At 66.2% G+C, this 12,126-nt stretch carries 13 protein-coding genes; 8 read left to right on the top strand and 5 right to left on the bottom strand.

Translation table 11 applies throughout. The features are described 5' to 3' along the window. Positions 1–831 carry a tetratricopeptide repeat protein gene (locus tag VGT77_RS01345; protein ID WP_327458806.1) on the bottom strand — a complete coding sequence of 277 codons (831 nt, stop codon included), beginning with the start codon at positions 829–831 and terminating at the stop codon, positions 1–3. A 218-nt stretch (positions 832–1,049) separates the two neighbouring features. Here VGT77_RS01345 and creD point away from each other — a divergent pair, with 218 nt between their 5' ends. Together creD and VGT77_RS01355 are read left to right on the top strand one after the other, a co-directional pair. Beyond that, positions 1,050–2,438 (top strand): cell envelope integrity protein CreD, encoded by a 1,389-nt coding sequence (gene creD / locus VGT77_RS01350; protein WP_327458808.1) that lies wholly within the window; start codon positions 1,050–1,052, stop codon positions 2,436–2,438. Continuing rightward, a complete protein-coding gene (locus VGT77_RS01355) occupies positions 2,435–3,310 on the top strand; it encodes a PhzF family phenazine biosynthesis protein (protein ID WP_327458809.1) in 876 nt (291 codons plus the stop codon). The genes creD and VGT77_RS01355 overlap by 4 nt, the downstream gene beginning before the upstream one ends. 142 nt (positions 3,311–3,452) lie before the next feature. Here the strand turns inward: VGT77_RS01355 and VGT77_RS01360 are convergent, their stop codons facing one another. Beyond that, on the bottom strand, positions 3,453–4,268 hold the full coding sequence (locus VGT77_RS01360; RefSeq protein ID WP_327458811.1) for an outer membrane protein: 816 nt from the start codon (positions 4,266–4,268) through the stop codon (positions 3,453–3,455). Between the two features lie 240 nt (positions 4,269–4,508). Next, positions 4,509–5,657, bottom strand: a complete 1,149-nt coding sequence (locus VGT77_RS01365; RefSeq protein WP_327458813.1) for an alpha-hydroxy acid oxidase — start codon at positions 5,655–5,657, stop codon at positions 4,509–4,511. Between the two features lie 64 nt (positions 5,658–5,721). Here VGT77_RS01365 and VGT77_RS01370 point away from each other — a divergent pair, with 64 nt between their 5' ends. Together VGT77_RS01370 and VGT77_RS01375 are read left to right on the top strand one after the other, a co-directional pair. Beyond that, complete coding sequence (locus VGT77_RS01370; protein WP_327458815.1) at positions 5,722–6,489, top strand: nucleotidyltransferase family protein; 768 nt, start codon at positions 5,722–5,724, stop codon at positions 6,487–6,489. A gap of 11 nt (positions 6,490–6,500) precedes the next feature. After that, complete coding sequence (locus VGT77_RS01375) at positions 6,501–7,244, top strand: phosphocholine cytidylyltransferase family protein (protein ID WP_327458817.1); 744 nt, start codon at positions 6,501–6,503, stop codon at positions 7,242–7,244. Positions 7,245–7,336: 92 nt separating this feature from the next. On the opposite strand, the gene VGT77_RS01380 is transcribed toward VGT77_RS01375, so the two are convergent. Beyond that, positions 7,337–7,765, bottom strand: a complete 429-nt coding sequence (locus VGT77_RS01380) for an HIT family protein (RefSeq protein WP_327458819.1) — start codon at positions 7,763–7,765, stop codon at positions 7,337–7,339. 10 nt (positions 7,766–7,775) lie between these two features. Beyond that, positions 7,776–8,885: a CDP-alcohol phosphatidyltransferase family protein gene (locus VGT77_RS01385; RefSeq protein ID WP_327458821.1), complete on the bottom strand. Its 1,110-nt coding sequence runs from the start codon at positions 8,883–8,885 to the stop codon at positions 7,776–7,778. Between the two features lie 83 nt (positions 8,886–8,968). Here VGT77_RS01385 and VGT77_RS01390 point away from each other — a divergent pair, with 83 nt between their 5' ends. The 4 genes from VGT77_RS01390 (at position 8,969) to VGT77_RS01405 (ending at position 12,074) form a co-directional block, all read left to right on the top strand. Further along, complete coding sequence (locus tag VGT77_RS01390; RefSeq protein ID WP_327458823.1) at positions 8,969–10,324, top strand: lipopolysaccharide biosynthesis protein; 1,356 nt, start codon at positions 8,969–8,971, stop codon at positions 10,322–10,324. 43 nt (positions 10,325–10,367) lie between these two features. Then, entirely contained in the window at positions 10,368–11,153 is a 786-nt protein-coding gene (locus VGT77_RS01395; RefSeq protein ID WP_327458825.1) for a succinate dehydrogenase iron-sulfur subunit, read from the top strand. Further along, the gene (locus tag VGT77_RS01400) at positions 11,153–11,521 is read left to right on the top strand and encodes a GIY-YIG nuclease family protein (RefSeq protein WP_414713340.1); all 369 of its coding nucleotides are present in this window, start codon (positions 11,153–11,155) and stop codon (positions 11,519–11,521) included. The genes VGT77_RS01395 and VGT77_RS01400 overlap by 1 nt, the downstream gene beginning before the upstream one ends. Before the next feature lie 100 nt (positions 11,522–11,621). Continuing rightward, entirely contained in the window at positions 11,622–12,074 is a 453-nt protein-coding gene (locus VGT77_RS01405) for a PaaI family thioesterase (protein WP_327458827.1), read from the top strand. Positions 12,075–12,126 lie beyond the last annotated feature (52 nt).

Below are 12,126 nucleotides of genomic sequence, written 5' to 3' on the forward strand. Positions count from 1 at the left end.
TCAGGCGCACTTGGCCTGTTTGCGGCCCGCAGCCACCTGCGCCTTCAGGCTGGCGGAAGCCGTGGCGCCATAATCGTCGCCGAACTGCGCATAGACCTTGCATGCATCCGCGGGCTTTTTCAGCCGGGTGAGCGCCTGGCCGAGCCAGTAGAGGCTCTCAGCGGCCCGCTCACCCTGCGGCCACTTCTTGTAGCTGTCATAAAGCGCCACTGCCGCCAGCGCCGGCTTGCCTTCGTCCAGATAGGCGCGGCCGAGCAGGTTCTGGGCGAACGAGGCGCGGCGATGCTCCGGATGCTTGTCCGCGACGCGCTTCAGCTCGGCCTGCGCCTCGGCATAGCGCTTAGCCTGCCAAAGGCGGAACCCGTAGCTATAGCTGTCCTCGGCCGGGTCGCCGGTCGACGGCCGCTCGATGCCGCTGCCGGGTGTCGTCGATTCATCGACGAAGGGCGTCGGTTCATTGCTGACGGTGGGAGGCGGCGTCGCCGCGGTGCGGGCGGCGGATTCGTCGGTCAGCTTCTTCACCTGCTCCTCGAGCTGGCGCAGCTTGAAGCCATTCTGCTCTGTCTGACCGGTGAGGCTGCGGATCTGCGCCTCCAGCGCGTCGACCCGCGCAGTCAGGTCGGCGATCGGCGACGTGGTGGGCGCGACCGGCGTCGGGGCGGGTGCCGGCGCGACGATTTCCGGCTCGAGCGGCTGGCCGTTCGGAAACACCTTGCGCTGCACCGCGCGCAACTCCCGCTCGATCTTGTTGACGCGCGTGCCAAGGTCGGGCGCGGTCTGAGCGGTCGCAGCGGTCGTCAGCAGCAGAGAGACAATAAGCAATCGGAACATAAGGTGAGAACCCCGATGGAGCGGCTTCAATGGTCGGTTGCGCCTGTCTCTAACCTGAAGTTGCTATCCGCAACAGTTCCCCGGCGAAGGCCGGGGTCCACGTTCTCGCTGGACCCCGGCCTGCGCCGGGGAGCAACAGAGGCGACACTCCGCGACAGTTTGCGACTGGCTTCGTTCATTTCGTCGCTGATATGGAACGGCTCGACGGAGGTGACCCGATGGACGATCCCGCCACTGCCCGACGCGAACGCTCGCCCGGCGCCAAGTTCCTGTTCGCCGGCCTGATTGGCCTGCTGCTCGCAATCCCGCTCTTCTCGGTCTACCTCCTCGTGTACGACCGCCAGTCGCAGTCGGAAACCGCGCGGGCTTCGATCGCCGAAGGCTGGGGCGGGCCGCAGATCATGGCTGGCCCGTTCCTCGTCACTCCCTATCTCGATCAGGCGACCGAGACCGTCACCGAAGCCGGGCGACAGATCACCCGCAGCAGCGATGTCTGGCGCGAATTGGTGCTCGCGCCAGACGTCGCGGAGATCGACACAAGGCTGAAGCCGGAACGCCGCCAGCGCTCCATCTACGAAGCGGTTGTCTATGAGGCCGCCGTCCAGGGCCGCGCGCGGTTTGCCCTTCCGGCTGACCTCGCCCGCTATGGCGTGTCGCTCGACCGGCTGGCGTTCGATCGCGCCGAACTCCGTTTCGGACTGTCGGATGCGCGCGGCCTGTTCGGCGCGCCGCCACGCGTTGCCATAGGCGGCAGGGCTCTCCCGCTCCAGCCCGGCAAAGGGCCGAGCGAAACCGACGGTTCGGGCTTCTACGCGCCGTTTGAAGCCAACGCGCTTCGCGACGCGCCGGTTGTTGCGGAGTTCAACTATGCGATGCGCGGCAATGGCTGGCTGACGCTGTCTCCGCTCGCAGGCGACACGCGCTGGACCGTGGCGTCGCCCTGGCCGCATCCGAGCTTCCAGGGCGGGTTCCTGCCCGCGACGCGCCGCGTCGACGGCCAGGGCTTCAGCGCTACCTACCGGCTCGGCAATCTGGCGCTCGGCAAGTCCCTCGTCGCCGTCCGTGACCCCGCCCAAGCCGCTCCGGCCGAGATTCGGCCACGAGGCATGCCCGCCGCCGATGCCGGTGACTATGAAGCACGCGTGACACTGGTGCAGCCGGTCGATCTCTACTCCCAGGTCAACCGCGCCGTCAAATATGGCTTCCTGTTCATCGGCTTCACCTTCCTTACCTTCCTTATGTTCGACGTGATCGGCGGCGTGCCCGTCGCCGCAGTCGAATATCTGCTGGTCGGCGTCGGGCTGGTGCTGTTCTTCGTGCTCTTGCTCGCCTTTGCCGAGGTGATTGGCTTCACCGCCGCCTATCTGCTCGCCAGCGCCGCGATCATCGGCCAGATCGCCGCCTACTCTGCGGCGGTGCTGAAGAGCTGGCGGCGCGCGGCCTGGGTCGGCGGCCTGCTCGCGGCGCTCTACGGAGTGCTCTACATCCTGCTCAGTCTGGAGGCCTATTCGCTGCTGATCGGATCGGTGATGCTGTTCCTGGCCCTTGGCGCCGTCATGTATGTGACGCGCCGGGTCGACTGGACCGGCAAGAGGGGAGTGGCATGACGCGACGCTACGCATTCCAGACGGTGGACGTGTTTACCGACACGCGCTTCGGCGGCAACCAGCTGGCGGTGTTCACCGACGCTGAAGGCCTCAGCGATGCCGAGATGCAGTCGCTCGCGGCCGAGATGAACCTGAGCGAGACGAGCTTCGTGCTGCCGCCGGCCGATCCCGCGAACGACGCGCGCGTGCGCATCTTCAACCGGACTGCCGAGATGCCCTTTGCCGGCCACCCCAATGTCGGCACTGCCTATGTGCTGGCGCAGCTGCGGCCGGGCAAGGACCGCTTCCAGTTCGAGGAACTGGCCGGGCTGGTCGAAGTGCGGCTGAGCGCGGATGGCGGCGCCGAGATCGAGGCGCCGCAGCCATTGTCGCTGCTCGGCGGAGTGCCGCCCGCCGCGGCCGCGCGCGCGCTCAGCCTGGCCGAAGCCGATGTGCTCACCGCCACCCACGCTCCGGTGCGCGCCAGCGTCGGCGTCGAGTTCGTGCTGGCCGAAGTCAGCGAAGACGCGCTCGCCCGCGCCGCGCCTGACCTGGCCGGCTTCCGGCAGGGCATGGCAGAGGCCGCTTCGGATGCGGACCGCTTTTCCATCTTCTTCTATTGTCGGCCGCCTTCCGGACCGCTCCGCGCGCGCATGTTCGCGCCTCTGTCCGGCACATGGGAGGACCCCGCGACCGGCAGCGCCAATGCGACATTGGCGGCCTTGCTGCTGTCGCTCACCGACGAGCCGGAGCTCGCCTACGAGGCTCTACAGGGCGCGGAGATGGGCCGGCCGAGCCGCCTGGCCGCTCGCGCCTGGCGCGAGGGGGACAATGTGCGCGCCTCGGTCGGCGGGCAATGTGTCCCGGTGCTGGAAGGGGTGGCGACGCTCTAGATATTCGTCGTTGCGAGGAGCGAAGCGACGAAGCAATCCAGCCAGATCCAAGGTCCGCGCTGGATTGCTTTGCTTTCGCTCGCAATGACGAAGACAGGGAGCCCCGGTTGCGGACCGGAAAACGGGCTCCCCGCCTGTCTGGTCAGAAGCGGTAGCTGGCGGTCAGCGCCACGCCATGCATCCCGAACGACTTGTCCGAGCGGCGGAAATCGGTGCCGTTCGCGTTGGTCAGGATGAACGGGTTGGTGGCCGGCGCCGGGCCGCCCGCGCGGACGCGGTAGCCGTCATCGTCTAGGCTCTGATAGGTATAGAGCAGGCCGACCGACATGTTCGGCGTCACCTTGTGCTCGATGCCGGCGCCCAGGCGATAGCCCCAGGCATCGTCATTGCCGTTGGTAGTGAAGCTGTTGACGGTGTTGGTCGTCGCGAAGCGGTTCTTGACCTTGCCCCAGGCCACGCCGCCGGTGCCGTAGACCAAAGTGTTGCCGAATGCATAGCCGGCGCGCAGGCGCAGGCTCGCCGTATCCTTCAGCCGGCGGGTCAGCGTGTAGGAAGCCGGCGTCGAGCTGAACGCGGTGACGCTGTCGCGGACGTTGGTGCGGTTATAGTCGGCGACGACGCCTAGCACGACATTGCCGAACTGCTTGTCGTAGCCGGCATGGATGCCGCCGAACACGCGGTCCTTGTCGCCGCGGCAGCCGCCGGCCGCCGAGTTGCCGAGCGCCGCGCCGCCGCAGAAGCCCGGCGCAAAGGCGTTGGCGCCGGCTGCGGTCGTCACCGTATCGCCGAAGCTGCCGTTCAGATCCTTGTCGAACTGAACGGTCTCGTTCTTGTTGTTGTCGACGAAGTTATAGCCAAGCTGGATGCCGACATAGGGGCCGGTCCAGACATCGTCCTGCGCCATGGCGGGCGTTGCCGCGCTTGCGAAGAGAAGGGCAAAAGCAATGGTCGTCTTCATGTTCTCATTCCCCGAAGGTTCTTGATTTCAGCGCCGCTTGGTGCGGCCGCGGGGGAGCTACGAGCCGATCCGGCGCCTGGATGCACTGCAGCATCGACGGGAGCGGAGCGATCTGCGACGAGCATTTTCGTCGCACGAACTGCCCTTTTTCTCGTCATTGCGAGCGAAGCGAAGCAATCCAGTAGCGCGGAGCCGGTGGATTGCCGCGTCGCTATGCTCCTCGCAATGACGGAGCGGACTCTAGCGCCAGCGCAGGTTGTGGCGGCCCAGGTCGGCGAGGCTCTTGGCCCCCATCAGTTTCATGCCGCGCTCGATCTCGTCCTTGAGCTTGCCCATGGCGCGCTCGACGCCCGGCTGACCGGCGGCGGCAAGCGCGTAGAGATACATGCGCCCGCCCGAACACGCCCTGGCGCCGACCGACAGCGCCTTCAGCACATGGTTGCCACGCCTGACCCCGCCGTCGCAGATCACTTCGATGCGGTCGCCGACCGCATCGACGATCTCGGCGAGTTGGTCGAATGGCGCACGGCTGCCGTCCAGCTGCCGCCCACCGTGGTTCGAGACCATGATCGCCGTTGCGCCGATATCGACCGCGCGGCGGGCGTCCTCGGCCGACATCACGCCCTTGAGGCAGAAGGCGCCGCCCCAATCGGCGCGGATCCGCTCCGCCGCCTTCCAATCCATCGACTGGTCGAGCATGGTCGAGAAATAATCGCCGATCGACGTCGCAACCTTGGTGCCGTGCGCAACGTGGGACTGCAGGTTCGGCAGCGCGAACGGCTCGCGGAAAAGATAGTCCAGCGTCCAGCGCGGGTGCGCGGCAAAACTGATCGCGGAACGCGGAGTCAGCCGCGGCGGCGAGGTAAAGCCGGTGCGCAGGCATCGCTCGCGGTTGCCGCCGACGATCGTGTCCACGGTCAGCGCGATCGCATCGAAGCCGGCCGCCTTGCACCGGTCGATCATCGACCGGTTCAGCCCCTCATCCTTATGGACATAGAGCTGGAACAGCTTGGGCGCGCGCACGGTGGCGCCGACCTCTTCGATGCTGACAGTCGCAAGGCTCGAGATGCCGAACCAGGTGCCGAGTTTCTCGGCCGCAGCCCCCACGGCCCGCTCACCCTGCCAGTGGAACAGCCGCTGCAGTGCCGTGGGCGAGAAGAAGAGCGGCAGCGCAATCTCCTTCCCCATCAGCGTCGTTCTCATGTCCACCTGCTCGACGCCGGCAAGCACGCGCGGCACCAGGTCGCAGTCGTCGAAAGCGGCGGTGTTGCGCGCCTTGGTCACCTCGTCATCGGCGGCTCCGTCGATATAATGGAAGACAGGCCCGGGCAGCCGGCGCTGCGCCAGACGGCGGAAATCCTCGACATTGTGGCAATCGGTGAGGCGCATGGCCGCGACCTAAACGGCAGCGCCCGCGCTTGCCAGCCCTTCCCCCGCTGCTAAGCCCCGCATCGTGCAACCCATCACCGCGATCATCCTGGCCGGCGAGCGCCCCGGCGGCGACCCGCTCGCCCGTGAGGCCGGCTATCCAGCCAAGGCGCTGATCCCGTTACACGGCGAACCGCTGGTGCGCCGCGTCGCCGAGGCGGCGTCTCAAGTGGCGGAGATCGGGTCGATTCGGGTCCTCGCCCAGCAGCCCGACCTGATCGCTCCGGCCCTCGCCGGCACCGGCGCCGCTGTCGGCCGCAGCGAGGCGACCATCGCCCAGACGATCCGCTCCTTGCTGGCAGACGGCGCCACCCGCCTGCTCGTCACCACCGCCGACAATGCGCTCGTCACCGATGACATGCTGTCGCACTTCCTCGCCCATGCGACCGAGGTCGACGTCGCCGTCGGTCTCGTCGAGCGCAACACCCTGCTCGCCCGCTTCCCCGAAAGCCGCCGCACCTGGCTCAGGTTTCGTGGAGGCGCCTATTCGGGCGCGAACCTGTTTTGGGTGAAGGACGCAGCCGTGCTGCCGCTGCTCGATCTCTGGGCCGAGGTGGAGCAGCAGCGCAAACGGGCAAGCGCGATCATCGGCATGCTCGGCCCTGCCCTTTCGATCGGTGTCGGTCTCCGCCTGCTCTCGCTTGACCAGGCGATGGCACGCGCCGGCAAACGCTTCGGCCTCGACATTCGCGGCGTGCCCCTGCCCTTTGCCGAGGCCTGTATCGACATCGACAAGATGGACGATTTGCACCTCGCCACGGCAATTCTGGCCGAGAGTTCGCCAGTTTGCTAGGCGCGCCGCCCATGACCATCCGCCACGCAATCATCCTCAGCGCCGGCCAGGGCTCCCGGCTGCTGCCCCTCACCGAAGACCGGCCCAAATGCCTGATCGACTTTAAGGGGCGCACCTTGCTCGGCTGGCAGATCGAGGCGCTCCGGCAGAACGGCGTCACCGACATCGCCGTCGTCACCGGCTTCAAGAGCGAAATGGTCGAGGCCGAGCTCGATCGGACGACTGACGTGCGAGCGCGCGTGGTGTTCAATCCCTTCTATCAGGTCGCCGACAATCTCGGCTCCCTCTGGATCGCGCGCCAGGAGATGCGTGACGACTTCATCATTCTGAATGGCGACACTCTGGTCTCGCCCGAGATCGTCGCCCGGCTGATCGCCGCCGATGGCTTCCCGATCACCGTCACGGTGGACGTGAAGGACGCCTATGACGCCGACGACATGAAGGTCGAGCGCCACGGCGACCGCCTGGTGCATATCGGCAAGACGCTGACGCCGGAGCAGTCCAACGCCGAATCGATTGGGATGCTCGCCTTTCGCCGCGACGGCGGTCCCCGCTTCCGCCGCGAGGTGGAGGACATGATGCGCACGCCCGCCGGCACCTCCAATTGGTATCTCCGCGCCATCGACCGCATCGCCCCGGAAGGCGTGGTCGGCACCGTCTCTATCCACGGCCTGGGCTGGGGCGAAGTCGATTATCCGAGCGACCTCGTCCCCGCCGAACAGCTGGCCGACAAATGGGTGCGCGAGGGGTTCTGACCCCGTCATTGCGAGCGAAGCGAAGCAATCCAGAGCCCCGCGCCGCCGTTGGATCGCTTCGTCGCTGCGCTGCTCGCAATAACAAGCTATACTTAGTGCCACAGGCCCTTGAGTTCAGCCACAAGCGCTTGGACCTGCTCCGCCTCCAGCGTCACCGCCGAGCCCAGGTCCGGCACCTTTGGCCAGCCTTTGTCCGGCACGGTCACGCCGGCCAGCGTCCGCTCGCCGTTATAGCGGGGGATGATGTGGAAGTGCACATGGGGGTCCACCATCATCAGCATCAGATAGTTGATGCGCGTGTACGAGACCGCCGCTGTCAGCGCTGTCTCGATATCTGCAATCGCCTGGGCCAGTTCGGCGAAGGCTCCCGGCTCCAGGTCGGCGAAGGCAGTCGCGTCCGACTTGGCGGCCAGCACCAGCGAGCCGGCGGTCGGCTGCTGCGGCCGGAGCAGCACCACCCAATGCGTATAATCCCTTACCAGAGTATCGGGATGGCCGAACTTCCGGATCGTGTCGTTCATTGGACCCTCCTTATCTGAGCCAGCTCTCCACCGGGCGTCCCAGCCTCTGCGCGGCCTCCGCCTGAACGAGGCGGACGCCGTGGAAGATGCACGACAGCACGGTCCAGACCGCCACCGCCGTCAAGCCGATGTCCGGCCGCCCGGCCAAGGTGGCGAAGAAGAGGATCACCATGTTCGGATTGCGCCGCGCGGTGATCAGGCGAAAGTCGCTGTCGATCTTTTCCCAGACATGGATGTGCATGCCGAAGCGGCGCATGAAAATGCCTTCGATGATCCGCTGCACCACATAGCCGCTCAGGATCGCCGCCATCACCCAGGCGAACTCGGCTTGCGTGTAGGCGAGGCCCCACGCGCTTAAGCCCACGCCCCAAGCCCACCACCAGAAGGGCGGGTGGACGAGATCGAGGCCGTGATCGAGCACATTGCCGATTGCTGACGAAGTGATGGTGCAGCGGGCAAGCTTCCCGTCGACCGTATCGAGAACCATGAAGCCGAGCCCCGCGGCCATGCCCCACCAATAATGGCCTTCCCAGAAGAGGAAGGTGGCGAGCACGCACAGCACTGCACCGATCGCCGTCACCATGTTCGGCGTCATGCCGATCCGCGCCGCGATGCGCGTCAGCACCAGCGCCCATTCCGGCCAAAGATATTTGGTGAGGATATCAGTCACGCCCTTGTAGGCGCCGAAATAGCTGTCCCGTTCGATGCCGCGTACATTCTCCGGCACCAGCCGGGTCAGGAACGGCCGCTCGCGCTTGCGCAGCTCGTTATTGTAGAGTGTGAAGTCGGGGCCATAGTCAATCACCCGGAGGGCAGAGCCAGCCGGCAGCTCGCCCGCCTCCATCAGCCGGACCGCAGCTTCGCGCTCGCCGGCGGGCACATGCGCCATCACGATCCTGCCATCCGCCACCAGCGCGGCGCCATTCTCGCCCGCCATGAAGCGCAGCAGCGTCGGATCGAACGCCCAGTCGGTGCTGACCAGCAACACCGTCGCGGCGCTTGCGTTCTCGAAGCTCAGCCTCTGCTTGCCTGCCAGGCGCCGGATGCGCTCGCGATTGGTCATCCCCCAAAGCTTCGTCGGATTGTCGCCCACGGGGACGATGGTCGGCCTGTTTTCCATAGTGGCGGCTGACTAGCTGGGCGGGCACCTGGCCGCAATGTAGCGTCCTTGGCGAAGCGCCGCGCTTCCGATAGGCGAAGGCCATGTCTGTCGAAGGGCCGCGCGCGGCTAGCCTGAAGTCCGCCTTCCTCAACTTCGGCTGGATCCTGAGCGGGCGCGGCGTCGCAGCGGTGCTGAGCCTCGTCTATCTCGGCATCATCACGCGCACGCTCGGGCCTGAGGGCTTCGGTCAGTTCGCTCTGGTCAGCAGCACGGCGCAGACGATCACCGCGATCGTCGGCTTCCAAACCTGGCAGATCATCGTCACCTACGGCATGAAGCATCTGCGCGACCGGGACAGGCCTGCGCTCGCCAGGCTGCTGAAGGGCGTGCTCACGCTCGATGCGACCGCGGCGATCGTCGGTGCGCTATTCGCGGTCGCGGCCGTGTTCCTGCTCGGCCCCCGCCTCGGCTGGCCCCTCGAACTGCGTCCCTATGCGCTCGGCTTCTGCCTGATTTCGCTGATCGCGGTTCGATCCACTCCCGTCGGCATTCTCAGACTCCACGACCGCTTTGCCGTAGCATCTGTCGCCGACGCCACCACCTCGATCGTCCGGTTGATCGGCGTGCTGATCGCGCTTTTCTTCTCGCCGAACGTGCAAGGCTTTCTGATGGCGTGGATCGCGGCCGAGTTCGTGGCCTCTGCGACCGTATGGTCCTTCGCCCAGTCGAGCATCCGCGGGCTGCCATGGCGGGAGGGCAAGCTCTCACTGAAACGTCTGCGCCGCGAGAATGAGGGCGTGATCCGTTTCGCCGGCGCGACCAACGCAAGCCAGACCTTCAACTTGGTCGGTAAGCAGCTGCCGGTGCTGCTCGTCGGCTTCTTCAGCACGGCGGCACAAGCGGGCGGCTTCCGCCTCGCGCATCAGCTCGGCCGCGCCGGCATGCAGTTGTCGCAGCTCATCTCGCGAGCGCTGCTGCCGGAACTGGTCCGCTCGCGCACGATGAGCGACGGCCCGCAGCATCTTCGCTCGCTGCTGAAGCGCACGGTGCGCGGATCGCTGATTGGCGGCGCGCTGATGCTCGCGATCCTGTTCTTCGCAGGCAAGGTGCTGCTTGGCCTGGTCGCCGGCCCTGCCTTCCTGCCCATGTATCCTCTGCTGCTGCTGCTCGGCACGGCGGCCGTGATCGACCTGGTCGGCGTCAGCTTCGAACCGGCGTTGATCGCAACGGGCAAGGCGGGCCTTGCCTTCCGCATTCAGTTGTTCGTGACGCTGGTGCTGATCGCCGCCATGGTGCTGCTGCTGCCGAGCCAGGGTGCGACCGGCGCTGGCTTTGCGCTGCTGATCAGCTCCAGCCTGGGTTTCCTGCTGAAAGGGGTCGCTTCCCTGCGCGCCGTGTGGCGCAACGATCCTGTCGTGGCGGAGCCGGATGAGGCTTCCGACGAGGCATTGAGCTAGGCCGCGTGAGCGTCTATCTCCGCCCCGAAACGAAGGACGAAGCATGGCCGAATTCGCGCTGCCCAAGAACAGTGTCATCCGCAAGAACGGCAAGACTTTTCCCGCCACGCCCGGCGCCACCCGCGTCAAGAAGTTCAAGATCTACCGCTACGATCCCGATGCGGGCGAGAACCCGCGGTACGACGTGTTCGAGGTCGATCTCGACAGCTGCGGCCCGATGATCCTGGACGCGCTGATCAAGATCAAGTCGGAGCAGGACCCGTCGCTCACCTTCCGCCGCTCCTGCCGCGAAGGGATTTGCGGCAGCTGCTCGATGAACATCGACGGCCGCAACACGCTCGCCTGCACCAAGGCGATCGCCGATGTGAAGGGCGATGTGCAGATTACGCCCCTCCCGCACATGGACGTGATCAAGGATCTCGTCCCTGATTTCAGCCGCTTCTACGCGCAATATGCGACCATCCAGCCGTGGCTGAAGACGGTGACGCCACCGCCCTCCGGCAAGGAAAGGCTGCAGACGCCGGCCGATCGCGCCAAGCTCGACGGCCTTTACGAATGCATCCTCTGCGCCTGCTGCTCGACCAGCTGCCCGAGCTATTGGTGGAACTCGGATAAGTTCCTCGGCCCCGCCATCCTGCTCCAGGCCTATCGCTGGCTGGCCGACAGCCGCGACGAGGAAACCGGCGAGCGGCTGGAAGAGCTGGAAGACCCGTTCCGCCTCTACCGCTGCCACACGATCATGAACTGCGCGAATGTGTGTCCGAAGGGCCTGAACCCGGCGAAGGCCATCGCCGAGATCAAGAAGATGGAAGTCGAGCGGGCGATTTGATGCTTCTGCTCCCCGGCGCAGGCCGGGGCCCCGCGGCGGTTCAAGAATGGGCCCCGGCCTTCGCCGGGGAACTGGTGATGACGAAGCCCGGCTACGTCTACATCATGACGAATAAACGGAACGGCACGCTGTATATCGGCGTAACCAGCGACCTCGTTCAGCGCGTCTGGCAGCATCGCGAAGGGCTGATCGAAGGTTTCACAAACAAGTATGGTCTCAAGTGCCTCGTCTGGTTTGAGGGCCATGCCGACATTCAGGATGCCCGCGCGCGCGAACTGCAGATGAAGGAGTGGCGCCGCGCCTGGAAGATCAAGCGGATCGAGGAGATGAACCCGACCTGGGATGATCTGTACGAGAGCCTCATCTAGCTGCTCCCCGGCGCAGGCCGGGGCCCATGCTCGGGCGCGACTGGACCCCGGCCTTCGCCGGGGAGCTAGACGGCATTTTCCCACCCGCTACAGCACCAGAATGACCGACCTCTCTCCCGGCTTCCTTCACGAGCCCGATCCGGCGAATCCCGGCTGGATGCGCTGGGGGTTCAAGGATCCGACGCGGTTCAACGCGCTGCTCGGCGACATGATCGTGCGTACGGAGCCGGACGGGCGGGTGCGGATGCGGGCCTTTCCCCAGCGCCAGCATTCCAACCTTGGCGACAACGTGCACGGCGGCGCGCTGCTCGGCTGGATCGACGTGGCGCTGTTCGCGACCTGCCGCAGCCACGGCATCATCGAGGCGGGCACGGCGGTGACGCTCGATCTCTCGACACAGTTCATCGGCGCGGGCCGGCTCGACGCGCCGCTCGATTGTGTCAGCGAAGTGCTGCGGACCACGCGGCGGCTGGTCTTCATCCGCGGCCTGGTCGAGCAGGGCGACGCGATCATCGCCTCCTACTCCGGCACGGTGCGCAAGCCTTCCGGCTAGCCCGGTTCGTCATTGCGAGGAGCGTAGCGACGAAGCAATCCATTGGCGTCGA

The organism is Sphingomonas sp. (assembly GCF_035944535.1).
In the GTDB taxonomy this organism is placed as follows: domain Bacteria; phylum Pseudomonadota; class Alphaproteobacteria; order Sphingomonadales; family Sphingomonadaceae; genus Sphingomonas_B.

What these genes read in the sequence shown, in the direction of transcription:
- VGT77_RS01345 (WP_327458806.1), bottom strand. Translation starts at nt 831, where the DNA reads ATGTTCCGATTGCTTATTGTCTCTCTGCTGCTGACGACCGCTGCGACC.
- creD (WP_327458808.1), top strand. Translation starts at nt 1,050, where the DNA reads ATGGACGATCCCGCCACTGCCCGACGCGAACGCTCGCCCGGCGCCAAG.
- VGT77_RS01355 (WP_327458809.1), top strand. Translation starts at nt 2,435, where the DNA reads ATGACGCGACGCTACGCATTCCAGACGGTGGACGTGTTTACCGACACG.
- VGT77_RS01360 (WP_327458811.1), bottom strand. Translation starts at nt 4,268, where the DNA reads ATGAAGACGACCATTGCTTTTGCCCTTCTCTTCGCAAGCGCGGCAACG.
- VGT77_RS01365 (WP_327458813.1), bottom strand. Translation starts at nt 5,657, where the DNA reads ATGCGCCTCACCGATTGCCACAATGTCGAGGATTTCCGCCGTCTGGCG.
- VGT77_RS01375 (WP_327458817.1), top strand. Translation starts at nt 6,501, where the DNA reads ATGACCATCCGCCACGCAATCATCCTCAGCGCCGGCCAGGGCTCCCGG.
- VGT77_RS01380 (WP_327458819.1), bottom strand. Translation starts at nt 7,765, where the DNA reads ATGAACGACACGATCCGGAAGTTCGGCCATCCCGATACTCTGGTAAGG.
- VGT77_RS01385 (WP_327458821.1), bottom strand. Translation starts at nt 8,885, where the DNA reads ATGGAAAACAGGCCGACCATCGTCCCCGTGGGCGACAATCCGACGAAG.
- VGT77_RS01390 (WP_327458823.1), top strand. Translation starts at nt 8,969, where the DNA reads ATGTCTGTCGAAGGGCCGCGCGCGGCTAGCCTGAAGTCCGCCTTCCTC.
- VGT77_RS01395 (WP_327458825.1), top strand. Translation starts at nt 10,368, where the DNA reads ATGGCCGAATTCGCGCTGCCCAAGAACAGTGTCATCCGCAAGAACGGC.
- VGT77_RS01400 (WP_414713340.1), top strand. Translation starts at nt 11,153, where the DNA reads ATGCTTCTGCTCCCCGGCGCAGGCCGGGGCCCCGCGGCGGTTCAAGAA.
- VGT77_RS01405 (WP_327458827.1), top strand. Translation starts at nt 11,622, where the DNA reads ATGACCGACCTCTCTCCCGGCTTCCTTCACGAGCCCGATCCGGCGAAT.